Annotated in this window: 19 protein-coding genes and 1 pseudogene; 1 reads left to right on the forward strand and 19 read right to left on the reverse strand. The window is 60.5% G+C overall.

Annotation, left to right across the window (positions count from 1 at the left end):
• From ACRESJ_RS12675 to ACRESJ_RS12710, 8 genes and pseudogenes are all read right to left on the reverse strand, one after another.
• Positions 1-154, reverse strand: a pseudogene (locus ACRESJ_RS12675) (phosphotyrosine protein phosphatase); the annotation flags it as partial.
• A 352-nt stretch (positions 155-506) separates the two neighbouring features.
• Positions 507-1,358 carry a hypothetical protein gene (locus tag ACRESJ_RS12680; RefSeq protein WP_431600168.1) on the reverse strand — a complete coding sequence of 284 codons (852 nt, stop codon included), beginning with the start codon at positions 1,356-1,358 and terminating at the stop codon, positions 507-509.
• 211 nt (positions 1,359-1,569) lie between these two features.
• Complete coding sequence (locus ACRESJ_RS12685) at positions 1,570-2,469, reverse strand: TIR domain-containing protein (protein ID WP_431600169.1); 900 nt, start codon at positions 2,467-2,469, stop codon at positions 1,570-1,572.
• Entirely contained in the window at positions 2,466-2,750 is a 285-nt protein-coding gene (locus ACRESJ_RS12690; RefSeq protein ID WP_431600170.1) for a hypothetical protein, read from the reverse strand. Before ACRESJ_RS12690 ends, ACRESJ_RS12685 begins: the two co-directional genes overlap by 4 nt.
• A gap of 577 nt (positions 2,751-3,327) precedes the next feature.
• Positions 3,328-4,371, reverse strand: coding sequence for a hypothetical protein (locus tag ACRESJ_RS12695; protein ID WP_431600171.1), 1,044 nt, complete (start codon positions 4,369-4,371; stop codon positions 3,328-3,330).
• Between the two features lie 993 nt (positions 4,372-5,364).
• Positions 5,365-5,739 carry a hypothetical protein gene (locus tag ACRESJ_RS12700; RefSeq protein WP_431600172.1) on the reverse strand — a complete coding sequence of 125 codons (375 nt, stop codon included), beginning with the start codon at positions 5,737-5,739 and terminating at the stop codon, positions 5,365-5,367.
• On the reverse strand, positions 5,729-6,874 hold the full coding sequence (locus ACRESJ_RS12705) for a serine hydrolase domain-containing protein (protein WP_431600173.1): 1,146 nt from the start codon (positions 6,872-6,874) through the stop codon (positions 5,729-5,731). Before ACRESJ_RS12705 ends, ACRESJ_RS12700 begins: the two co-directional genes overlap by 11 nt.
• A 116-nt stretch (positions 6,875-6,990) precedes the next feature.
• Positions 6,991-7,425 (reverse strand): BLUF domain-containing protein, encoded by a 435-nt coding sequence (locus tag ACRESJ_RS12710; RefSeq protein WP_431600174.1) that lies wholly within the window; start codon positions 7,423-7,425, stop codon positions 6,991-6,993.
• Positions 7,426-7,605: 180 nt separating this feature from the next.
• Between ACRESJ_RS12710 and ACRESJ_RS12715 the strand changes: the two genes are divergently transcribed.
• The gene (locus ACRESJ_RS12715; RefSeq protein WP_431600175.1) at positions 7,606-7,911 is read left to right on the forward strand and encodes a hypothetical protein; all 306 of its coding nucleotides are present in this window, start codon (positions 7,606-7,608) and stop codon (positions 7,909-7,911) included.
• Positions 7,912-8,029: 118 nt separating this feature from the next.
• Here ACRESJ_RS12715 and ACRESJ_RS12720 read toward each other — a convergent pair whose 3' ends face one another.
• From ACRESJ_RS12720 to ACRESJ_RS12770, 11 genes are all read right to left on the reverse strand, one after another.
• Complete coding sequence (locus ACRESJ_RS12720) at positions 8,030-8,332, reverse strand: hypothetical protein (RefSeq protein WP_431600176.1); 303 nt, start codon at positions 8,330-8,332, stop codon at positions 8,030-8,032.
• A 272-nt stretch (positions 8,333-8,604) separates the two neighbouring features.
• Positions 8,605-9,231 carry a response regulator gene (locus tag ACRESJ_RS12725; RefSeq protein WP_431758199.1) on the reverse strand — a complete coding sequence of 209 codons (627 nt, stop codon included), beginning with the start codon at positions 9,229-9,231 and terminating at the stop codon, positions 8,605-8,607.
• A 548-nt stretch (positions 9,232-9,779) separates the two neighbouring features.
• Entirely contained in the window at positions 9,780-10,202 is a 423-nt protein-coding gene (locus tag ACRESJ_RS12730; RefSeq protein WP_431600178.1) for a BLUF domain-containing protein, read from the reverse strand.
• 170 nt (positions 10,203-10,372) lie between these two features.
• Entirely contained in the window at positions 10,373-10,654 is a 282-nt protein-coding gene (locus ACRESJ_RS12735) for a hypothetical protein (protein WP_431758200.1), read from the reverse strand.
• Between the two features lie 267 nt (positions 10,655-10,921).
• Positions 10,922-11,947: a hypothetical protein gene (locus ACRESJ_RS12740; protein WP_431600179.1), complete on the reverse strand. Its 1,026-nt coding sequence runs from the start codon at positions 11,945-11,947 to the stop codon at positions 10,922-10,924.
• 783 nt (positions 11,948-12,730) lie between these two features.
• A complete protein-coding gene (locus ACRESJ_RS12745) occupies positions 12,731-13,117 on the reverse strand; it encodes a hypothetical protein (protein WP_431600180.1) in 387 nt (128 codons plus the stop codon).
• A gap of 3 nt (positions 13,118-13,120) precedes the next feature.
• Complete coding sequence (locus tag ACRESJ_RS12750; RefSeq protein WP_431600181.1) at positions 13,121-14,113, reverse strand: hypothetical protein; 993 nt, start codon at positions 14,111-14,113, stop codon at positions 13,121-13,123.
• Positions 14,110-17,718 carry a hypothetical protein gene (locus ACRESJ_RS12755; RefSeq protein ID WP_431758201.1) on the reverse strand — a complete coding sequence of 1,203 codons (3,609 nt, stop codon included), beginning with the start codon at positions 17,716-17,718 and terminating at the stop codon, positions 14,110-14,112. The genes ACRESJ_RS12750 and ACRESJ_RS12755 overlap by 4 nt, the downstream gene beginning before the upstream one ends.
• Positions 17,719-17,721: 3 nt before the next feature.
• Positions 17,722-18,138 (reverse strand): hypothetical protein, encoded by a 417-nt coding sequence (locus tag ACRESJ_RS12760; RefSeq protein WP_431600183.1) that lies wholly within the window; start codon positions 18,136-18,138, stop codon positions 17,722-17,724.
• Positions 18,135-21,896: a Laminin subunit alpha-2 gene (locus tag ACRESJ_RS12765; protein WP_431600184.1), complete on the reverse strand. Its 3,762-nt coding sequence runs from the start codon at positions 21,894-21,896 to the stop codon at positions 18,135-18,137. The genes ACRESJ_RS12760 and ACRESJ_RS12765 overlap by 4 nt, the downstream gene beginning before the upstream one ends.
• Positions 21,896-22,553 (reverse strand): hypothetical protein (locus tag ACRESJ_RS12770; protein ID WP_431758202.1); only part of this gene is annotated, 658 nt, incomplete at its 5' end. The genes ACRESJ_RS12770 and ACRESJ_RS12765, both read right to left, overlap by 1 nt.

Genomic DNA, 22,553 nt, shown 5'->3' on the forward strand with positions numbered 1-22,553 from the left:
CGGCCCAGCGGATATCCGCTGGGCCGATGGGTCTGCGTGCATGCGGACTGGTTCCCGCCGAGCGCGCATTGAAGCCCGCTCGACGCTGCCAGATCGCTTCACCGGTAGGGCTGCGCAGCTGGTTGCGGCTGCAGACGAACAGCAGGTTGGTCACAGTTGGTCCAACAATTGCCGGGTGCTACGGATGGGATAAGCGATACCAAGCTGGCTTGCACTTACCAGCTTGCATCCCCTTCTTTTCAAGCGTGTACTTGGTGGATTTCGCCTCGCAGTCGCCGCCGAAGTTGCAGCACTTTTGCGGAACCGGCCAGGGCATGATGCGCAAATACTTGAGCATGATGAATGACAAAGGGCAATCGGCAGCAACGAAACGACACCCTTGCCGGCGGTGGCCCAGCTGCCGGAATTTGACAACAATCTGTTCCTGTGGGGACTTGCAGGCTTTTGCCACGAGTATGTCACTGCAGCGATGAGGTCTCACCGAGTCCGGTGCGCTTTGGCAGGTGCTACAGCACGTTTCGATGTGCGAGCGCACGCAGGTAGCTTGCCCCTGCCGGCGTTAGGCGCTCGTCGAAGAATTCCAACCTTTCTAGATCTTCGAGATAGCCAGACGGAAGGTCTCCTGCAATGCGGTCGAAAGCTCTCTGGACTCCTGTCGGAGACAAGCGGAGTAGTTTTTCCTTTCCTATCTTTTCTATCACGTGAGAAAGCGTGAATCGATTCATCCCCTCATCGGGTGGAATCAACTCAAAGTCTGGCCCATGCTTTCGCACCCTTTCCATCATCATACGACGATTCAACTTCGCGACTTCTCGCTGCAAACTAGCCAACTCTTGTTCTTTCGCTTTCAACTCATTTGAAAATCGATCCTTCTCCTCTTTCTGCAAGTTCGATCTTTCAATTAAATCGCGAACCATCCTATTCCGCTCTTCCATTGCCTTACTGACTTCCTGCTTCTCGTCTTCTAGCTTTTTCTTTGTCAGATCAGCAACTTCGCCACCACCTTTGTGGCCGCCGTCTTGAAGATAATTACGCATTGACGAGTAGCCTTCATCTAGATGACGAAGCCTCTCGCCAAATCCACTTTCCATCTTTGCCAACAACTGCGCGATGTCTCGAGTGAATTTGTATGTGTTGTCATAGAAAGCGTTACTGGTATCCGTCGCCTTGAAATAGAAGAGCGCGGCCAACGCAACTGAGAACATCGCCAAGAGCAATGATAGAAGCGTGGGGAAGTCGACCTTGAACTCCAAGGGAGTTTGATAGATCTTCACGGAAACAACACAGACCAAGATCAGCGAGCACGCGGCCTTCACTACCTCCCATACGAATACCATCTTCTTTTCTTCTGCAGACATGGCAAGCCTCATTTTCCTTTGGCATGAAACGTCCAGCGCGTCGTAGACATCCGCCAGACCTCCTTAGTGGTCGCGATCGGCCTCGAATCCAACTGATCGGTGTAATTATTAGAGCTCGGCTCGAACCACTGAGTGATCCACTCTGGGCCAGCGCCTCCTGCGTCGAACCCCAGGATCACTTTCTGGAAACAAGAACGGGCTCATGCAACAATCAACCCATCACTGTATTCCAGTCAATGTCGTAGCCAGCAGCACGCAACTCTTTACCCAGGGCGAGTCGCCATCCCCCACTGCGATCCATGTCAGTCCACACAACGCCAGCAAAATCACTAGGAATATCAACGGAACCTTTTCGCAACGCACATACATTTTCCCTGCCGAGTCGCGCCATAAAATAACCCAACTCCAACAATACGTTCTGACGAGCACGCAGCGCCAGCGTCTCCCCGCCTACGGGCCTTCCTTCGTCGTCAGGCGTCAGCAGTACGATGGCAAAGCCAACGTCCGCATGCGCTTCGACCTTCTCTATGATGGTGCGACCGCGACTGGCCTGTTCATGAAGAATGATTGGCGTGAGGCCTAAGTCGGAAACAAACCGCGCCGTGGCCTCACGAGCTTCGCCGTCATGCCCATGAACGATAAAAATCTTCTTTGATATCTCTCTGATGAGCGCCACCTTCACGGCTCCATGCCTGCTGACATACATCTTGTAATCTCTAACGAAAGGAATAATCAAATCTCGCGTCATTGAATGCAAGCCAGACATAAGATTACGCCCAGAGTTGAAGAAATGGTGCGAGAAGTTCAGAGCATGCTCGGGGCGCGACGTCAGATCCTTAAGCAGGAGCAGCATCATTCCCAACTGCTGGGCAGGATCCTCAGGCCAAACGATTCGATGGCTGCCGGCCATGCTTCCACCAGTTGCTTCACTAGCGGCAAGGAATGCTGGGTAGTCCAGGCCTTCTGTCAGCCTTTCATTAATTGCTCTCAAATCCTCATGGTTAAGTAGTCGACCCAACGCGCGAAATGGTCGCTCGTAGGTCTGATAGCTTGCACCTTGAAGATCAAGAACGGCGGCCTTGATTTGCTCGAAGACATCAACACTGGTCATTCTTCGTCACTCTCTAACCTTGCCTGCGCTGCACGATCAATGATCCGGACGCGATATTGCTCTTTGAGTGATTCAGTGATCTGGGAGACTATGGGATTGCCAGCCCATGGCTCAACTTTTGAATCGATGAGTGATCTGACCTGCTGTATGGCGGCCTCAATACTGCTTGGCTCATTTGGATCGAATGTCACTCCCCCCAAGTCCCCATCCAGTTCCGCTATGGCGCTCTTCGCTTGTTCCAACTGCCGGGACAGCTTATCCAAGCCGGACACCTTGATCATGACAACTCCTCCATTGAGTGTAGGTCCGTGAAACCGCGCATTGAGTCTAACCCTCGAGCTGATCTGCAGACTGCGGCCCGGCCTGCAACTCACAAATTATCGCCAAACCACCAACGATTTGGCAGGCTTCCGGATCCGGATAGTTCATCGGGGGCCATGTCGCCCCCACCGCCTGAGCACACCCGATGCTTCGGACAATGCTGCGACCGAAGGACGCTTGTATCCAGGTAGCGCCCTAGGGCGAGCCATCATGATTGCCGCAGTAGCTAGAGGGTTTATTTAACAGAACAGAATCGGGTCAAAAAGAAAAGGGCCGATGCATCTCTGCGTTGGCCCTTGTTCCAAAACTAATTTTAGACGGGTACGGCGAGATCTGACCCGGCGCATCCCTGCCGCCCGCTACCGAGACTTTCGAACAACGACTTGGCCGTTGCTTGACTGGACGAAGAACGAACCCCTCTTTGCCGGCGCCGAACTTTTGAGGTCAGAAACCTGACCATTGAACTGGGGCGCAATGATCCTAGCTTGCTTTTCTCCGCGCCCATGAGGTGCCTTGAAGGCGGCGCAGTTGAGTGCATTAAGCGTCATGGTTGTACCCGACGTGTTGATGGATGATTTCCGGTTCGTTGAGGAATGCAAATGGCATGCCACGTCGCATCAAGCCAATCCGCGTTCGGCCTCCCACTGTAGGGATACCCATCGCAAACTTCTGTATTGCGGACTCGGCATTCACCAATGTGGAGACCAGGTCAACGGCCGACTGTACCGGGAGGTTAGCCCAATCAAATTCCGGGCTACCATCAGACCATGATAAGGCGGCCGGGACCATCTCATCAATAGTTGCTTCGAACGGTTCTGGAACAGCCACGCCTTGGTTTCGTAGTTGAGTGAGAACAGAAGCCACTACGCTCTCTCGATGCGTTGCCAAGCTATCCGCAAATGACCGATTGATAGCCCACCTCGTTACTGGGTTGATCCCTAGCAGCAGACTGGCAATTGAGTTGGCCTGGCCTGCCCAGGCAGCGCTATGGTGGGTCTGCTCAAACAACTCGGTCGCCGCGTTTTGCGCCACGCTTACGCGAATAACCTTAACGTATTCATCTTCCTTCCCATATCCCGCGATTAGGAACTGGAGATCGTCCAAGACTCCGTAGGCCGCAGGATCCACACCGTCGAATCCAACTTGAACCTCCCACAGCGGCCTAACATACTCCAGGAACGCACCTACAACGTCTTGTACAGATCTAAAACCATGCTCTTCAGTCCGGCATCTACGTCGGAATCGATCCGCGATTTCAGCGATTACTATGCCGTTAAGAGACCCGAGCCCTGAAGTAGTCGCCGCGACTGAGCACTCAATGTTCTGCTCATCATCGTCTTCGTAGAGCAAGAACATTTTCTGCACCCCTCCCATGATGTTAGTGGGAGTTGGAAGCAGGTGCCTTTCATCGTAAGCGAGCAGAAGGCGTCCCTGAGGATCGGTCATCAGGTTGCCGTCTCCGTCTCTCGCAAGTGCATCCGGTGTTCGGAACGGGAAGTACGCCCGCTCTACGATGCTAGAAAGCGAATCGCAACCAAGAACCACGCCATGGTAGGTCGCTACAACGACATTGGTGGTCATCCTTGCCCCCGTTCGAATTTAGTGCCCTGACAAACCATTTTGATGGACAATTCCGGCGGATATTAGCCCGCTACCTGCTTCCGCACCAGCGCTGAAAGCTGCTAGGCCTGCCACGGCAACAACCACAAATAACTCTGCCTTTTGTCTCGGCGTTATCGCCACGGGGTAGTCGATCTGCCTCAAAGGAGGCTGATCGTAGCCTTACGTGTTTGGGAACGTGGGAGTAGAGTGAGACTAGGGTGATATACGAAAAAGGCCTGCGCCATAGGGCGCAAGCCTTTGTTCGTACACCAGTTTTGGTCGGGACGGCCGGATTTGAACCGACGACCCTCTGCCCCCCAGGCATCGCTACTGTCGACGCCAAGCATCTGATTCTATAGGTTTCGTCGTAGCCAAGGCGGCTACCCGAACGCTCAATTGCGGCCGATATGTATCAATAGGTTACAACCCGATAGGGTGATGCGGACATGCGAACACTGGCAACGCTGAAGAGCAATGTCTGCTATCAGCCAGAAGCGGACATCTTCATGGGAAGCCGCGCCGGAAGCACTGGCTAATGTCCGCTTCAGGTCGGAAGCAACCCATTAGATCACCATCAGGCTACCGCGCCCTTTGGGCTCTATCGAACCGTCGGGCTAGCGCAAAAGCGCGATGACGAAGGCTCTGCGGAAAATGTTCGTTGGCAGCCACCGCATTTGCCAGCTTGGCCAGTTCGCTGTCCAGGCTTGCCCCATCTTCAATCCACCGAACGGCTAACTCCGCCCAATAGGGAGTTGGCCAGCCAAGCCCAGCTTTGATGGCCCCACGCACCAACTCTGGCGACGTGACGTCCTTATGCGGCGACTCAAGGAGCACAACAAGCTCACGGCTGTCCACTGGTCTTCCCTATATCGTGCGTTGCGCGGATTGTCCGCTCTAGTTTGGATGCTGCCATGTCGAGCCCACGACTGCTTTCGGCCAGAAGCGGATATCTGGCTAATGCCACCCTGGCGACTAATGCGCCGACACGGCAACATAGGTGCTATTCCCGCGCCTAAGCGAAAAGCTGCCCGGCTTTTCGCGGCCAATCCGCTGGAACTCGACAGTCATATCTTGCGCGGTCGTGAAGAACCGGGTCGTCGACTCCGCAAACAGCTGCATCGGCTGCTTGGCGAACAGTTCGCTCTGGAGATACAGGCGGTTTCCCTCAGCAATGATCTGCGCGGGTTTTCCCTCCAGGATGTAGTTGCCCGCAAACGTCGCGTTGGCCGCGGGGTCAGAGGACACCGCAACCTTCTCGGTGACTTGAAACTCCGGCCAGCTGTACTCGGCAGCCACGCTGACAAGAATTTCGTCGATCAGAGCTGCGCCGTTGTCGCTATTGGTCATCACCACCACGCCTTGCCCGGTGTGTGTGTAGCCGTACAGCTGGGAGCGGAACCCGTCCGTCCCCCCCCGAGTGCGAAAAGCTGGTGCCGCCGCCCAGCTCCTCTACAAAGAGCCCCAAGCCGTACTCACCCAACCCTCGTCTTAGCATCGTAGTGGTCATCGCACTGGACAGCACCTTGCCGGGCTTGCCGGAGTACGCCTGTTGGATGTCGACCACTACCTTAGCCAGATCGGTCGGAGTCGTCCAAAGTGCGGCCGCCGCAGATTGCGGAAAAACATGCCAGCCGCCGGCGAGGGGCTTTTGGTCGCTGTCGTGGGCAGTGGCGGCCCGCGCCTGCCAAGCCGACGGTAGCGTCAAGGCGAACGTACTGTCCTTCATGTCCAGCGGGTTGAGGACCAACGCCTGCATCAGTTCCGGAAACGTGTTTCCAGCTGCATCCGTCATCATCAGCTGGACAACGCTGTAGCCACCTCCGGAGTACTTCCATTCGGTGCCGGGCGTGGCTTCGACACGAACTGCCTCAGAATTCGCCACACCATCCAACACCTGCAGCAGAGTGGGCACCCGCTGGCCCCGTGCGTAGCCGTAGAAGCCATGGACGCTCATGCCGGCGCTGTGGTTGAGCAGACCACGTAGCGTGACAGGGCCTTGCCGGGTGAAGTGGTTATCCGGAATCTTCCAACTACGGAGCTGCCCGTTCGCTGGAGCATCTAGCGACAGCTTGCCCTGCTCGACAAGGTACAGCGCGCCGAGTGCACTGATCGGCTTGCTGATCGAGCCAGCCTGAAACAAGCTGGCAGGCGTGGCAGCCCGTTGGCTGGTCGTATCGATCACGCCGTAGCCGCGAGCCCATTCGATACGTCCATCGTTGATGAGGGCAATGCTCACTGATGGGACGCCATAAAAGGCCATGCGTGAGGCAATCGACGCCTTCTGGCCGGGTGCGCCCTTGACGACTACACGGCTGGAAAGCCCCTGCTCTACCCGGGCAACCCGGGCGTGGATTGCAGGAGACGGCTCCTGCGCAGCTGCCAATGGCGCCACGGCCGTCATCATGATGGATACAAGGATGAGACGGATGCGGAGCGGGCCGGGAAACGGGCTTGCCGGCGGGTTGGGGTTGACGCTGAGCATGACTGAGCCTTCTGCGGAAATGGAGACATGAGGAACCGTAAGCACTTGCCCTCGTTATCGCTTTAAGATTTCGTACGTCGGCACCTGAAGTCTCGGCGAAGGCACAAAGTCCGCCATTAGTTCCATTCCCTCACGTACGGCCTCACAAGTGTTGCGATGCGTTCGATCCCGGTCGGCGGGAGGAACATCGAGTCCTCGCGGCGCGTGTTTAAGTTGCGCCATTCGCTGGAGATCGCAATCCAGAGGTCGACTTGTTCGATAGGTATCCAGTGCATTGACCAGTATGGAAATTTCCGTAGTGCGCCCTGCCGCCGACCAAGCTCTTCCACATCGAAATGGCTGGTGGCGTTAAGAATTCTGGCAAAGGCTAGGGCAACGCCGTCTTCAGGCCCCTCCACGTACTGCAGGAATCGGGTCCCATCGCACAAAAGAACGCCAGTTACCCCAGCTATAGAGTTGTGCGTGGCAGCGTCGCGCACCAAATCTTCGAGCTGCTCCACAGTCACCCATGGAGCAACTTGGCTGCAGTAGACAAGCGCGTGTATCGCCATCCGTTTCTCTGAATTCAAGAGCTGTCAAAGTATAAACGGCCGTCGACTGGCTAGACCTTTACTGAACCGTTCAGCGACTGCATGTTTGGCCGTCATGTCAGTGGGGCCATGCTGCAACCACTACGCTCTAGCCGTGCGATATCCCTTGCATGCGCGCCCAGCCTCTTAGGTAAATGCGCCATGTCCCCCGCCAATGCGCCGTTTCAGGTCCATAGGATCAATGCCAACCGTGTCCAACTGACAGGATTGATTGCAGAGCTTTTGTCGATCGACGCAACCTGCCCTGCCTGCAAGAAAAGGGACAACCTTTCCCTTGCTCGAGGATTGGCCGACGGGGCTGACGGCGGCGCAACCTTAACCTGCGGCGGTTGCACCCATTCCAGCCACCTCGCCAGTGGTGTAGTGAATGAGATTTGGAAAACTCAACAACGACGTGATTTGCTGCTCGTCGCGAACGGCATAGTCACGCTCCGGGACTCGCTATAGGCAAGTACCGGGCCGACCGGGCGACGTAAACAAGGACTAAGGTGATCTGGCGCAATCAAAGCTGACCCTAGGGAATCAGCCACTTAGCAAACCCGTGGGGTCAGCTTGGGGTCACCCGCTACCGCTTCCTGGCGGCCCTCGCTGCTTGTAGCTGCTGCAGGTAGCGGTCCACCTCCTCGCGCAGCCGCGCGTGGTGCCGCTCGGCCCATACCTCTACGCCTGCCATGCCCTGTTCATAACCGCTGCAGAGAACGCACTTTCGCTCCGCCGTCGGACGCTGGCTGTTCAGGCTGACCCACCACGTTTCCTCGCCGACCCGCTGATACAGCCTTGCGACCTCGACGCAGTCGAGGAGCAGGGAATTGGGATGGGCGAAGGTGGCGGTGCCGACGGCGTGCCATCGAAAGTCGGGCGGGAGCATGGTGCGCAATCCTACGGATCCGGCTCTCAGATCCTGCGACGGTTGCGCGACCCTAGTCCGTCCGCGGACCCGTAGCTGAGAGGGCAAATTTATGACCGACCTCGACCTGCGGATCCGCGCCGCGTCCTGCTGGAGCCAGCCCGAGTTTGGCGGCGTCTCCCCCGTTGTTGCCGCATAGCATTGCTCCGACATGGTGAAGGCGATGCGTAGGGCGCGCACAGCCCTGGAATGAATGGCTATTCCCACCGGCAGCCGCTCAGGCACTTAGCCCCTCAGATGTACCCTTCGTGCTTCGCCCAGGATATGAGCTCAATGGTCGTTCGTATTCCCAGGTTCTGCATCACCGAGTATTTGTGCGACTCGACTGTTCGGCATGACAACCCCAGCTCGGCTGCGATCTGTTTTGCCCGCAGGCCCCTGGCAGCAAGTCGCACCACTGCCAACTGCGCTGACGACGGGACGAACTCTCCGGGCCTGGTCCTAGCCGGTTGATGGAATTCGACGCTGGGGCTTATGAACATCTCGCTACGCACAGCCCGACCGATGGCCGTTAGGAGCTCATCACCCGATGCCTGTTTCACAACGTAGCCGACGGCCCCGGCGGCGATGCACTTCCTCGCCATCTCGATGTTGTCGTACATGGTCAACATCACGACCGGCACCAGGAAGCCGCGGAGGCGGAGCCTTACCAGAGTCTCGATGCCGGAGATGCCTGGCATACCAATGTCCAGAAGCACTACGTCCGGAATCCCGAGCAAGATGGCGGCCAGCAGCGCCTCGCCTGTGGGAACCACATCGATTCGCTGCACGCGGTCCTTGAGCAATTTCTGGACGCCATGTGCTACGACCAAGTGATCTTCAGCCATCAACACCGTAAGGCTTGAAGTATCCGGTGCCATCTCGCCTCCCCTTGCGTACGGGATATGCATGCATAGGGCTAGGCCAGGTCCAAGGGGAGAGCGAGCACGACTTGCGAGACCCTGCTGTACCTAGCCGACCACTGCCCGGACTGACACCCCTCGGCTATTGACTGGGACGTTGCTCCAGGCCACGTGAAGATGGGGAGAAAGGGCACGCGCCAACGCGGTCAATGCCGCGACGCCTCGTACACACAGCACCCTATCTTCATCTACAGCAGTACTATCCCTTCCAACATATCTAACTTGGCTGCTCCAATGCCGGACACTGGCGACTTCTACCTTCATGCGGTTTCCGGCGTCAAGGAAAAGGATTCGGGGCGATTCACTGAGATAATGTGGATACGTGCCACCTGTTCAAAATGCCGCTATATCGTTCAGGCGCGGCAACTACCAGAGCTGGAGAGCGTTGCCGGGGGGACAATCCTTTGCTGCCCGCAATGCGGCGCGCGGCAAGCGATCAGCAATGCCAGATTTGACATCTTCACCAATCGCGCAACAGCAAGCGCTGAAAGGGCGCCAAGTGAGCGCTAGGCGATGTAGGGAGCCGCAATCTTGCTAAGTCTATCCAATCCGGTAGGCACGTGCCGAGCTATAACCGTCCGCCGGGTAAGGCTCGTCCAGTCGCTGAAGGCTGCCTCTTTTAGTTGTGTGTCGGCAACGGGAATCCAACGCATTGACCAATAGGGCATGCGACGCTGGGACACAATCCCCCGCGCGAGCTCGATTATCTCTCGGTGTTTTCGGGAGTTGACGATCCGCGAATAAACCAAGGAAACGCCGTCGTCCGGCCCCTCGATGTACTGAAGAAAACGAGTTCCGTCGAACAGAAGGACACCGGTAACCCCAGCCAGCCTGTTGCGCAAAACCGCATCTTCCACCAGCTCGTTTAGCTGTTCGCTGCTCAAATCCAGTGCAGCCTCACTGGCGTACACGATTGCTTGCAGACTCATTCGGCGATTCTCCCTAGACTCTTGTGCGTCACCCTCGACGAGCAATCATCCTAGCTTCTCTCCTAGGTAGCTCACCGTGACGAAACGTCAGATTCACAAGTACCTGAACGCGTCTCTGAACCGTTCACAGAGTCTTCAGCACTATCCGGCTGCTTGGTCGACTCGATCCCTCAGTGCTTCCGTTTCCGCACGGCGGCACGAATGTGATCTCCGACTACATCCATGGCCTGCCGGGTGGCCAAATGATGCATCTTAGATTCGCCAGCTGCGTCGCTCTCAACATACGCATCAACTACCTGGCGCCAAAGTACGAGTAGCCGCTCCGGCTCGGGGGATGCTGCAATTACGGCAAGTAGTCCGTACTCAAGCCCCTTGATGTAGCCGCGCGAAACCTGAACCTCGCGCTCGCATCGTTCAATGCGCTGGAGCAACTCCGCTGTTACATCGTCCATTGGCAAGGTCCGGGGCAAGTCGAGGTGCATTGTAGAGCCATGCTCTAGACGGATAGCTCGATCAGGTGAAGATCGGGTGCCGCTTCTAGCAAACGCCCTCTCTGCACCCACACGTTGTATGGAATCGAACTGTTCAGCTGTCCGATCGCCCGCATCTGTGTCCCGTCATACGCGGTCAGGCTACTAGTGCCATCTGCGTTGTGCGCCGTCACCGTTGCGAGTAGCCGGGGAGCCGCGCCTAGGAGTCCGTCAAACTCGTCCCACAATTCAGTCCGCATCGGTGTAGTGCCTCTCCAAGGTTATGGTCTGCTCGACAACAAAAGCACCGTCGCCGGCCCGTGCCTCCGTCCGCACAGCAGTGCATAGCCCGTGCCATATCCCCTCTTCGCCCACGACCTCCACCAAGTCCAGGGGGAGAACCCGCCCCACCTCGCCGGACTTCACCGGTCCGCTGAATAGTGGCAGCACCAGATCGATGGACGCCTGCTCGCCACGGTCAGCAAGAATGTTCCGCCCCCGCTCCGCGCCGGCGGCCGCCGTATTGATGAGGGGACTGCTTACCTGCGGTGCAAACAGCTGACCAGCCTCGCCACTGCGCCGCACCTTGCAGGTCACCCCCTTACCCGCCAGCTCACCGGTCACCACGACCGCATCATAGAGCGGCGCACTGCGCACTTGCAGGCTTTCGTTGGTGACGATGTCCTCATGCAACACGTGGGTGGGAGCGCGCTCCTTCCAGTGCCACGGGCTCTCCGGATAGCGAGCACGAATGCGCAGTAGTTGGCCTGCCGGATCCGACTGCACTACCCCGCCACTAGCCTCAGCGAGCCGGCTAATGGCATCCAGGGGCGGCGTAGCGTCATAGAACCATGCCCCCGCTGGAACCACCCAGTCCACAGTGTCGTAGGACGCGGTGAAACCGGTATCGGCTAGCTCCTCATCGACCAGCTGGGCGACCGTTCGGTCTTCAGTCGTGACCTTGACCCTCGCAGGCGCATAGGGTGCAGCTAGTAGAGCGGTGCGCGATCGACCGGCCAGGTTGACCCCGTTGCTCGCCCACTCCCGCCGGCTGCTGTAGCTTTCAATCAGCGCCGTCCAGACATACCCGTTGAGGGTCACCTCCACCTGGCGCGGACCCGCCGCCGATGGCTTGAGCAGAGGGAGCTGAGCGATGTCCGCAAGCTCGAAGTCGAAGGTTGACCCCCACGCGTCGCAGCTGGAACTGATCGTCACCGACGACACCTCGATTGGGGTTCGGTCCGGCAGGCGGACCATAGAAATTGTGTTGATCACAACGTACGTCCTTTGATGTGGGCGGACCACGTAGCACGCGGCGACACCCAGGTTGAGAGCAGCCACGCCGCGAGCGGCCAGCGGCAGGCAAGATAGGTTCAGTCCTACGCGGTCGCCCGCCATCCGCGGCGGGTCCGGATCGGGCTCCGGCGGCTTGAACGGTGACCGCACAATCCATGGCAGGGGCTTTGCCCGCCCCCAAGGAAGATCTCGCTTTCCCGTCCACCGCCCCGGCGGCTGCCAACGGATGGCGTGGGTTTGGTGCGTGCGGTTGGGTCGCGCCCAACGCATGCCCAGTTCCTGAGCGACGGCCGGCAATGATCCGTAAGGCAGCTGCCATGCGCTATCCACCAACTCACTCGCCCGCCAGCGCAGGGAGGCGCCACCGCGCTCCCGCCCAAGGCTGACCCAGCAAATAGCCTGGTTCGCTCGCACCTCCTCCATCACCCCCGACCAAGGCAGCCTGGTACTGCCGGCGGCCGTATCCGCAATGGACCAAGGCAGCGAGACCGCCGCGCCGGTGCCCCCCTGCTGTTGGCCCCAAGTTAGCAGCGCGCTATTGCGGGCGTGGTCAGCCTGCTGCCAGCGAACGGTGCTCAGGCGACTTAACCGTTGGGTGCCTCGCCATCGCATGCGGGCCGAGCTGCGCAGGGCCTCCATGGTGGGCTCCAGCGGGTCCACCTCCTCCCAACCCACGCCAAGGTTCAAGCCGACACGCAGACCCGTCCCGAGCGAGAGAGGGCCGAGGTTCAGCGGGACACGATTACCGGCAGCAACCACGCGCTACCCCTCCACGGCCGGGCGCACCCAGTCCTGGACCGCCGCGTTCTGCTTGCCCGAATCGTCATAGCCAATCACGGTCAGCACCAGGTCTGGATGCAGCCGATCAAGACGCCACGTGCCATCGGGCTTGCTGAACAGACTGGCGATGCAGTTGGTGGTGCCGCGATCAAAAACAAGGATCCGACCCTGTGCAGGCTGGTTCAAGATTCGGAAGCGGCCGTCCACCCCGTCGGGATCTGAGGTCGAGGGCGCCTCACCCGCAAGGAACCCTTTGCCCGCGTACGCCTGCGCGCTGGACACACGCATGCCATAGCAAACACCGCCGCCCAGCGGAGCCCATTTGACTGGAGAGGCCCTGAACCCGAATCGGATCGCAACGAGGCTCATGCGTCACCACGCATTGGCGATGTCGATCAGTACCTGACCATGATACGAATCGCTATAACCGGTCGTATCTACGATGTACCCCTTCGCCAGCAACTGGGTGCCAGCTGGCAGGCCGCCGATGTCACTCACGACAGTCATCTCCGGAAATGGACGACGATGGATCGGCGCATACAGCCCGGGCAGAAACCCGCGCGGCAGGTATGAACCCTCGAACACCACGATAGGCGCGTAGAGAAGTCCGTTGTTGGCCGCATAGGGATAGGGAGGATAGATGGTCGCATTGCCGAACGAGCCCGCGTTGTACATCCCGTCCGCCGAGACAGCGCAACGTACCGCTCCAGGAACCGCTGCTGTGTTGCGCCCGATAAAGCACGCGGTACCTGTGTCAGAAGTGTTGCTAATGCTCCAGCTGCTCTGACCTTTGAGGGAATAGCCAATGCTGCTCGACATCTCAGTATCTGAGCCCTTGTAGGACACCACGTAGTGATGCCGGTCCCCGGGCTTCAGCGAGGTGATGTCTCCGGCGTAGTGCGGATGCATAGCTCCACCGCCGTTCTGCGCGAACTGTCCGGATGTGTCAATGAATAGGTAGAAGAAGCGCTCGTTGCCAACAGCGACCCACGCGCGGCCTTCAGACGTTGCCAATGACGATTTATCCCAACGCGATCCGGTTGGCTTGAGCGAGGTCGCCGGGGTCGGATCTGTTCCGGTATCGATGTCCGACATCGTGGCGAAGCCACGCAGCAATGCTGAGCGCTGGGCCGTATCGTCTAGGCGCAGGAAGAAGCCTGTGGCGACGATGGAATTATTGCGGAAAACACGGACATTCGAGCCCGTGAACGCCCGGGTCCAGCCCATGCCAAGCTTCTGGTTGGCGCCGGTACCGTAGCCGTCCACCAGCAACGCGTCGAGCAGTATGGCCAGCGCGCCAGGCTGGCCGGAAAGAAGGGGCGCGCCCGGGTCGGTGCTCTTGTAGACGGTTGGAATCAAGCTCATACGTTATCTCCAGAAATGTTGCCCACGACCATGAAGCGGGTGGAATCGACGATCCCTTCGGGTGCGCCAGGAAGTGTGGTACGCACCATCCAGACCGGAGCCAAGCCGCCAACGGTGTTGAAGCGCACCACGTTGTTGGTCGCCCAGCCGGTGCCCCAGCCTTGGCGGCGGATCGTGAAGTAGGGCCGATTGGTTCGTGGGTTGAGGGGCGCGCAATCCGCGCTGATGCTGCCGGTGGTGATCACGCCCACGGTTTCGCCAATCACCTCGAACTGCGTGGCGTTGGTAAAGCGAATAGCCCAACGCTCGGTAATGGTGTCGCTGTTGGCGACGACTAGCGGGAAATCGGTGTCGTTGTAGGTGCCCGGCGCGGCGCTCCCAACCAGCTGGTCGGACCAAGTGTTGGCCCACGTGGCCTGATCGAACAGGTTGACCACGCGTGCTTGGAGGTCCAGGGAGCCATTTGCCTCACCCAGGCGCAGCGCCGTGCTTATAAGTGCCTCACCAGCCGGGTAGTCGTGGGTCAGCCCAGTGTTGATCTCGATTTCGCCGGTAATCTGCGGCTGAACCACCAGCCGGCGATCTTCTACCCGGTCCGACACCACGATAGGCATCTGGTAAGCCGACAGATTCAGCGGATCGCTGAAGGTCAGCCTCCCCTGCTGCAGGTCGTACGTGTACCAGGCGCTGTCCACCGGGGCGCCGGCAGCATCCACCACCTCCACGGCAGCCACGCGAGTGCGCCCGAATGGCACCACCTGGTTGGCCTGCGGTGCGGCAACTGCGTGCTTGGCAGTGTGGTGAATCATGACCGTCTGACCCGACTTGAAGGCCGGAACCCGCCCGTCCGCCGGCAAACGCACCGACTCCAGGCCGATGACCACGGCCGACAAGGGGATCGAGCGGAACACCACCGCGCCGATGAAGATCGAGCCGGGCAAAACCAAAGTGGGCTTCCAGACCTGGTCGCCCACGACAGCAGCCGGATCGAACCACGGAGCACCTTCATTTCCTGCGGCTGGCACCAGCTGCCCGAAGGCGACCTTGGCCACACCGGTCTCCCAATCGATCAGGCCGGCAACCTGCGGGCCACCGATGTTGCCATTGATGTCGGCCGTGGCGGTCAGCTGCGTGCCATCGGTCACCACCGCGCGCAGCGTGAAGACGCCTGGGCGCAGCGGCGACCCGGGTGCACGGAAGTACACCGCAGCTACGCCGTGATCGGCGATGCGCGTGAGTAAAGATTGCACCGTCACGGTATTGGAGCCACCGGGCACCCACTGGGTCACGTTCACAGCGCCGGCGGCGTAGTCGATGGTGCCGCCGTAGATCCCGGCGCCGGAAACCGGGTCGATGTTGTAATACAGGCCGCCATTGCGGTCCACATACGTCCTGCCCTTGTAGGTGAACCGCACGCTTCCCGGAACGATGCTGTCGCTGATGGTTGGGGTCAGCAGCAGCTGCACCGGTGGCAAGGTCAGCGATTCACTAGACGTCGTCTGCGCTGCGCCTGCGATCATCCAGCCCAGAGAGATAATCGTGCCCGCCGAAAACTGCGCGGCAACATCCGCACGGTAGTACCCGACGATCCTGAGATCCTCGCGGCCGGTGACGACCTGGTAGATCGGCAAGGAAACGGCGTGCACCGTGAACTTACCAGCCTGGAGGTTTATCGCACCGGTGGCGTAGTTGATCGCGCCAAGCACGGTGGTGAGGGCCTGACCGCCGATGCTTACACCCACCACATTGCCCTGCCCGTCATCCTTCGCCGTCACTCGCATGACCTGCGGGGTGGCGGGCATCCCGGCCTCATCCTTGACTACCGAAATCACCCAGTCCAAACGCAGACTGCCAGCTCGCACGGGGCCTTCTGGAAGCGCGATCGATATGATGCCGGAGCCATCCGGTACCGGCTGCGTCGTGGAGACAAGGGCCTGCCCAAAGTCATACTCGCAGGCAAGCTGGCTGTCCGCGTCTGGCAAGGTCACCGGACGGATCATGACTTCGCCGGTTGCATAGGCGATGGAGCCGCGGGTGACCCCTCCAATCAGAAGACCGCCCGCTGCGTTGTCCACCACAGGAATATTGCTGTTGTTTACCCGCAGCGTGAACTTGGCCGAGCCAGGCACCACGCCGGAGTTGCTCAGCATGAAATGAAGCGCCGGTGGCTCAACCGCAACATCGCCCGTGCGTGACTCGGCCAGCACCGGAGTGCCCCAACTGGGGATCACACTGCTATCCAGATCCGGCAGGGCGCCGGTGGTCAGCACCACAGCGCCAGTGGCGTAGTTGACCGAGCCGCTGCCCTGCCCCGGCTTGCCAACCAACTGGCCCTGCCCGTTGTCCTGCAGCCGGATCCACTTACCTAGGGCGCGGTAGTCCACCACCACGGTGCCTGCAGCCGGCAACGGAGTCAGCTGAAAGAGCCAGTTGTAGCCCTGATTGTTCTGCGTGACGGTGATTTCGTCGGAGAAGCCCTGCGCAATGATCGCGCCGGCAGGGCGGGCAGTGACGCTGACGGCTGCAAACCCAACCGTGTTGGCGCTGACCAGCGTGATAGAGCCGGCTTGGTAGTCCACCGAGCCAGTCCAGGGCGACGCTCCGGCGGAGGTGAGTGCACCGGCACCGTCGTCTGACAGCTCGACGCTGCCCGCCAGAACCTTGACTGAGCCCAGCACCATGGGCGTGCCCAGGAAGCGGGTGACTGGGGTTCCGGCCGGGAAGTTGGTGCTGAAGCTCAGCGCCAATGCCCCGACAGGTCCGGATGGGACGTAGCTGATCGTGCCAAGGCCGGCCAGCACGTCGCTAACGGGAGTCTCGGCCGTCGAGGTCGGTACGATGGTGACGTAAGGCGTGTCCACCTGCACGGACAGGTCGCCGGGCTTGGCAGCCGCTGTGAGGCGCTTGACGCTGTGGTAGCTGGTCGCCTCCACCACATTGGTCTCGTAGATGCGTGTCGGTGGCTTGATACTTGTCATGCGCGAAGCTTCCTGCCCTGGGAAGTCGTACAGCAGCGCGGTCACCGTTTCGATGATGATCACGTCTCGCTCAAATGCACCCAGGTCGTCGTAGAAGGTGCGAGTCGACCGGGAAAGCACGCTCTTGACCCGCACGTATTGCTCGTTCGGCGTGTAGCCAGAGGCAGTCACGAACAAGCACAGGTTGTCGTTGATGTCCGGGCTCGCCGCATCCTTCATGCAGTAGAACTGCAGGGCCTGTTGCCCGATGAAATGGTTGCTCAGCAGGACGTAGCGCGACTCCACTCCGCGCGTGATGTAACTCTCCACACGGTTGCGCGCGTCGCTGCGTACGTCGCTATAGCTGCCTGTGGCGAACATGCTCACCTGAACCTTCGGATCCGTTGGTGGGTCGAGCAGAACGCCGATGGCATCCTTGAGAACGTCCGTTCCCGGCGTATCGACGTGCACGAACATCTTGCGCAGAGTGGCACGGCCTGTGGTGCGCTCTTCGTCACCAATATCGGGAAACAGGTTGTTCATCTGCCCGTCCCCAATCTCGGCCTGGACCATGCGTCCACCACCGTCGGGGTTGTCGGTCAGGCGCTGTGACTGGCGCATCTTGATATCTGTAGCGGAAATCGTCATCGGTTACACCGTCATCAGTCTGAGAGTGATTGAGAAATAGTCCCCGTCCAGCGCCGGCACAGCGAACCGGATCGGCTCGGCCTCCAGCGCTGCGCCTTCGGTGCGCCGCCAGCGCACGCTGAACGTACGTTCCCCGCCGTTATGCGCGGGGAGCATCAGGGATAGGGATTCGTTGCGGGGCTGTTCTTCACTGGCTTGGAGCGCACGAAGTATCGGCAGCGACACCGGTGCCACGAAGGCAGCACCGTCACGTTGGGTCTGTAGCGTGATTGGACGTCCCGCCTGGAGCGCCGATTCCTGGACGATTCGCGCGCCGGTCAGGCTCGTCTTAACTTGCTGACCCACCCGCCAGGAGGTGAACTCGTCGGTCCACTGCAGGTCGCCTGGGAGCTCTATGCCGGCCAGGATGATCTTGGTCATCGGCGCGCCCCACCACGGACCGAGACGCTCTTGCTGCGGGCGACCCTTTCCATGACAAGCGGCGTCACCAAGCCAGCAATACGCTCTGCCTGTTCTCGCTCGGCGGCGGAGGCGCTGGCGGCCACTGACCGCGACGGTGCAGTCCACTCGATTCGCACCACGGCAGCACCATTACCCTCCCCATTGCCCACGCGCTTGGCATCGGCGGCTGCTTGTAGCTCCGCCTCCTGCTTGGCCGCGTCCAGCCGGTCCTGAGTGTCTTGGCGAGCAGCACGCCGGCGCTCGGCCCGCTTGGCTTCGATCTGGGTTTCAAGCTGTACCAGCTCTTCCAGCTCGCCCTCGCCTACCAGGTCAAAGCGCGATGCCAGCTCGCGGCGCTTTTTGGATAGCTCATCCATGCCGTTTGAAACTCCCTGCAGCTCTTCCTTGTAGGCCTGAAGGTCACGGCGTTGCTTGGCCAGACCATTCCAGATGTTGGCGAACTGCTGCATGCCCTGCGGACCGCTCATCTGGTTCAGCAGCTCTCGGGTCTTGGCCGATATCTGCCCCATATCCATGGAGAAGCCGCTGGCGGCCGCCGAAGCGGTCTTGAGATTCCCACCGGCACCCCCGGCTGCGTCCCCGACCGCCGCGACGCTGTCAGCCGCGCCCGCAGCTGCTTGCTGAACTTGCTGCAGGGAGGCGACAGCCTCGTTGCTGCCTTGGACTACGGCCTGGGCTGCAGCGGCACCCTTGGCGCCCTGACGATCGAACTCGGCGTTGGTGGAGTACAACGCGCCTTGGATCTCCAGCTGGGCGCTGACCTGGTCCTGCTTCCATTTATCGCTGTTGGCTACCGCTGCACGCGCGGTGTTGGAGTAGGCCGTGAACGCACGTCGCACGTCTTCGATACTGGCTTTGCCCTGCGCCGCGCCGCGCCGGATCGCCTCGAAGGCCTCCTTGGCAGAGTCGCGCGCCGCGTTGAGCGAGGCCTGGGACTGGATACCCAGCCGGCCGAACTCATCGTTCAGCGGGTTCATGGCGTTGGTGATTTCACGGATCCGCGCATTGAGCGCAGCGGCCGAGCGCTCGGCTTGATCAAACCCGAGCTTGCCCTGCTGGCCGGCGGCCTGTAGCTGCGCGCCCAAGGCCTTGGCCTCGTCCAGTGTGGCCACATTGCTTAATGCGGCTTTGAAGGCCGTTTCAATCTGGCTGCTGGTGGCCAGGGCATTCTCCAGCACCGTGGCAAAGGCCGCGTTGGCGTCACGTCCGGCGGCGGTAAAGCTCACCCCCAGGCGGTCCGCCGAGACACCCAGCTTGTTCATCGCCGCCAGCAGGGTTTGCTCCAGCACCACGGTGGTGTTGGCTGCTGCCGCCGGCAGCGAGGCGAAGGCCGCTTGGGCCGAGGCCTGGAAGCGCATCAGCTCCTCGCCGCTAAGCTGCTGCAGCGTGGCCAGCAGGCCGTCCCGCACGTTGCGTGCGGCCCCTGCGCCCTGTTCTGCAATGGATGCCAGCGCCACCGCCACGTTGCCCAACGAGTTGGTGTCGGCAAAGTTCAAGCTCTGAAACAGCTTGCCGATCTCGGTGACGGCCAGCTTGGAATCGCTGCCAATCCCTTTGAGCTGCTCAACCACCAGCTGCGCACCGGCGGCGATGCCGCTCTTAAGGGCTTCACCCGCCACCTTCGATCCGGTCGACAGCGCCTGGTAACCGGCACCGACCTCGGTAAGGCGGGCCTTGACCTGTTCCAGCTGGGCCAGCTGCTCATCGGTGGCAATTCCCAGTTCCTTCTGCGTAAACAGAAATCCGAACTGGGCGTTGAGGTACTTCTTCAGCGCGTCCAGCCGCGCCTGGTAGGACCTGCGCTCTTCCTCGCCCATCGCGGCCACGTCGGCCGAGCTCTTCACCTGCACCTGGCTAAACGCTGATACCGACACGGCAAGCTTTTTGTATTCCACGCCCTGCTGGTACATCTGCTCCCGGACGCGGGTGATGGTCTGGCCGGCTTCCTTGTTGGCCTGGCTCCACTTGCCCATCTCGGTGCCCACCGCCTCACCGATGGACTGAAGGCCCTTGCTGGCCAGCTCCAGGCCCAGCAATGCGATCGTGATCGGCACCGCACGCGGCAGGCTCTTGAGAATGTTGCCCAGGCCAAGCGCACCCTTCCCGGCCGCATCCATGGCCGCAACGTTCGCGATCTGCGCCCGCGTGGATGCCATCAGCGCAATGCGCCACGTGTTCATCTGCACAATGGCGCGCACGATGGCAAAGGTTGCATAGGCCTTGCCCATCGCAACCAGCGCGCCGCTGTGATCGATCAACCAGCCTGTAGCGGATCGCGCCGCACTGGCCATAGTGACAATGGCATCACTGGTCTGCTTGGCCCAGCGGGTGAGCGTGCCGTCTTTGGCCAGTCGATCGGCCAATGCAAGCATCTCGCTCAGCTGGGTCTTGAAGTACGAAAGCACCCCCTGATCGGCGACTTCCTGCTTCCAGTCCTTGAAGCGCTCGGTGGCCGCCTTCCACAGCCCGGCAATGGTGCCCACCTTGGCTGCCGCGGCTGCCCCGCCGTAGGACTCGGCCAGCAGATCCAGAATGATCGCCTGGGCCTGGGCAACCTGCCCGGTAGCCTCGAGCTGGGTGATCAGCTGCTTCTGGCTGGCATCTAGAGTAAAGCCCTGTTTGCTCAGTGATTCCATGGCCTTGGACGGGGTCTGCAGCGCCTTGCCGACCACTTCGGCCGACTGCTCCAGGTTCATCCCCAGCCGCTGGGCCTGGTCGATGGCGATCTGCATCGCGGCCGGGAACTGCGCACCCACCACGTTGGTGTAAGACAGCAGGCGTACCTGCGCTTTGGATATCTCACCATCATCAAACAGACCGCCCTGCAGCTGGCGGCGCATCTGGGCGAGCTGGTCGGCCGTGAACTCGCTCTGCCGGCCGGTGGCGGCCAGGGCAGCTTCGAGCTGACCCAGTTCCTGCTCAGCATCGCTGCCTTCGGTGATGATGGACTTGATGCCGTCCACCAGCTTGCCAAAGCCGATAAAGCCCAGCGCAGTGGCGGCGACACCCTTGAGCTTGTCCATGATCGAGCTGGTGGCCGAAGCGGCCGTGCCCAGATCGGTGGTGTCCTTTGCCGCCTGGTTGGCGCGCTCGCGGTAGGCCTTGAGCGATTCGGCAGCGGCGGTGCTGGCCTTAGCCTGGGCACGGAAGCTGGCATCGCTCTGCTCGATCTGATCGTTGCGCTTGCGGGTCTCGGTGGCGGCCTGCGCCGAGGCCTTTGCCTGCTCGGTGAAGGCTTGGGCGGTGCGTGTCGCTTCGCTGCGCAGGCGCTGCTGACTGCTGGCCAGCTGCGCGGTATCCACGCCTAGCTCGCTCAATGCGGTGTCGGCCTTGGTCACGGCCTCCCACTGCTTGTTCAAACTGGTCTGGAGCTTGTCGCCTTCAGAGCGCAGCGCCTTCTGGGCGTTGAGCAGGTCCCTGGACGGATTCACCGTCTCGGCAATCTGCAAGCTCAGCTGGTAGGCGGCGCGCTGATTGGCGTCATAGGACTGCTGCAGCTCATCGAGCGTGTCCATCATCCCGCTGAACGCCTCGGCCTTGCCGGCCGTGGCATTGAGATCGGCCAGCCGATCGATCAGCTTGGCGGTGTCGGCCCCGGCCTCTTCGGTGGCCACGCCCATCTCGACCAGCGCCTGGCGCAGCGCGTCCACACCTTCGGTGCCACTGGTCTCAAGAACCAGCCGCAGCGCTTCTTCAAATGCCCCTGTGCCTGCCATCAACGCTTCCTCTTACGTGCCAAAGTGAGCTGACGAACCAGCTCGTTGCTGCGGTATTCGTTCATTTGCCGGGCCAGTTGGGTGGCCACCACTTCGCCCTGCCCCATCACCATCTGGAAGGCACTGGCACCGGTGAGCGTGCGCAGCTTGCGTCGGCCATCGCGACCGGATGGCGCAGTGGCATCACGGGAGAACTGGCGCACCACCATCCGGCGCTGACCGCCGATCTTGGCGATGAACGCAGAGGCGTAGACCTTGCGCTTGCCCACTTGGATTCCAGCGGTGGCGCCGGGTGTCTTGCGACCGCCCCACCGCCCGCCAAAGCCGATCAGCGCCAGCTTTCCGGTGGAGGCATTCAAGGACAGGTACTCACCGCCATCGTCCTGGCCAGAGCGAACGGTGAAGCGTCCCTTCAGGTAACCGGCACGCACGGTGTAGACCTCGCGAACTGCCTTCATAGCCGCCGGCTCAAAGCGGCGGCGAACCGAGGCAATAGAGCGCGAATCAGCCTTGGCGATGGAGGTCTTGCTCAACCCATCTACCTGGGCGGCCAGGCGAGCCAGTGCACCTGCGCTCGTGCGCCCGAACGTATTGAAGCCGATCGCCATCAGCGCACCGCCATGCGGTAGCGGGGCGGCACCTGGGAAGGTGCCGCCC

The organism is Pseudomonas sp. (assembly GCF_050739655.1).
Taxonomy (GTDB): Bacteria; Pseudomonadota; Gammaproteobacteria; order Pseudomonadales; family Pseudomonadaceae; genus Aquipseudomonas.

Excerpts from the sequence above, each read along its gene's own strand:
- ACRESJ_RS12755 (WP_431758201.1), bottom strand. The coding sequence starts at position 17,718 with ATGACGATTTCCGCTACAGATATCAAGATGCGCCAGTCACAGCGCCTG.
- ACRESJ_RS12725 (WP_431758199.1), bottom strand. The coding sequence starts at position 9,231 with ATGGCACCGGATACTTCAAGCCTTACGGTGTTGATGGCTGAAGATCAC.
- ACRESJ_RS12715 (WP_431600175.1), top strand. The coding sequence starts at position 7,606 with ATGTCCCCCGCCAATGCGCCGTTTCAGGTCCATAGGATCAATGCCAAC.
- ACRESJ_RS12710 (WP_431600174.1), bottom strand. The coding sequence starts at position 7,425 with ATGGCGATACACGCGCTTGTCTACTGCAGCCAAGTTGCTCCATGGGTG.
- ACRESJ_RS12705 (WP_431600173.1), bottom strand. The coding sequence starts at position 6,874 with ATGCTCAGCGTCAACCCCAACCCGCCGGCAAGCCCGTTTCCCGGCCCG.
- ACRESJ_RS12680 (WP_431600168.1), bottom strand. The coding sequence starts at position 1,358 with ATGTCTGCAGAAGAAAAGAAGATGGTATTCGTATGGGAGGTAGTGAAG.
- ACRESJ_RS12745 (WP_431600180.1), bottom strand. The coding sequence starts at position 13,117 with ATGAGCCTCGTTGCGATCCGATTCGGGTTCAGGGCCTCTCCAGTCAAA.
- ACRESJ_RS12760 (WP_431600183.1), bottom strand. The coding sequence starts at position 18,138 with ATGACCAAGATCATCCTGGCCGGCATAGAGCTCCCAGGCGACCTGCAG.
- ACRESJ_RS12690 (WP_431600170.1), bottom strand. The coding sequence starts at position 2,750 with ATGATCAAGGTGTCCGGCTTGGATAAGCTGTCCCGGCAGTTGGAACAA.
- ACRESJ_RS12730 (WP_431600178.1), bottom strand. The coding sequence starts at position 10,202 with ATGAGTCTGCAAGCAATCGTGTACGCCAGTGAGGCTGCACTGGATTTG.
- ACRESJ_RS12700 (WP_431600172.1), bottom strand. The coding sequence starts at position 5,739 with ATGACCAATAGCGACAACGGCGCAGCTCTGATCGACGAAATTCTTGTC.
- ACRESJ_RS12750 (WP_431600181.1), bottom strand. The coding sequence starts at position 14,113 with ATGAGCTTGATTCCAACCGTCTACAAGAGCACCGACCCGGGCGCGCCC.
- ACRESJ_RS12765 (WP_431600184.1), bottom strand. The coding sequence starts at position 21,896 with ATGGCAGGCACAGGGGCATTTGAAGAAGCGCTGCGGCTGGTTCTTGAG.
- ACRESJ_RS12685 (WP_431600169.1), bottom strand. The coding sequence starts at position 2,469 with ATGACCAGTGTTGATGTCTTCGAGCAAATCAAGGCCGCCGTTCTTGAT.
- ACRESJ_RS12695 (WP_431600171.1), bottom strand. The coding sequence starts at position 4,371 with ATGACCACCAATGTCGTTGTAGCGACCTACCATGGCGTGGTTCTTGGT.
- ACRESJ_RS12720 (WP_431600176.1), bottom strand. The coding sequence starts at position 8,332 with ATGCTCCCGCCCGACTTTCGATGGCACGCCGTCGGCACCGCCACCTTC.
- ACRESJ_RS12735 (WP_431758200.1), bottom strand. The coding sequence starts at position 10,654 with ATGGACGATGTAACAGCGGAGTTGCTCCAGCGCATTGAACGATGCGAG.